The organism is Nesterenkonia halophila (genome assembly GCF_009467795.1).
Classification (GTDB): Bacteria; Actinomycetota; Actinomycetes; order Actinomycetales; family Micrococcaceae; genus Nesterenkonia; species Nesterenkonia halobia.
In genome coordinates this window covers 1-355 of sequence record NZ_WIAX01000028.1, presented here as the reverse complement: position 1 = coordinate 355, position 355 = coordinate 1, and the positions used below count along the sequence as shown (strand labels likewise).

General features: G+C 50.7%; 1 rRNA gene. It reads left to right on the top strand.

From position 1 onward, the window contains the following. A 23S ribosomal RNA gene (locus GCL72_RS09650) occupies positions 1-355 on the top strand; the annotation flags it as partial.

Below are 355 nucleotides of genomic sequence, written 5' to 3'. Positions count from 1 at the left end.
AATAGGGCGTTTAGTACGTGGTCGTAGACCCGAAACCAGGTGATCTACCCATGTCCAGGGTGAAGTTCAGGTAACACTGAATGGAGGCCCGAACCCACGCACGTTGAAAAGTGCGGGGATGAGGTGTGGGTAGCGGAGAAATTCCAATCGAACCTGGAGATAGCTGGTTCTCCCCGAAATAGCTTTAGGGCTAGCCTTAAGTGTAAGAGTCTTGGAGGTAGAGCACTGATTGGACTAGGGGTCCTCATCGGATTACCGAATTCAGTCAAACTCCGAATGCCAATGACTTATCCTTAGGAGTCAGACTGCGAGTGATAAGATCCGTAGTCAAAAGGGAAACAGCCCAGACCGCCAG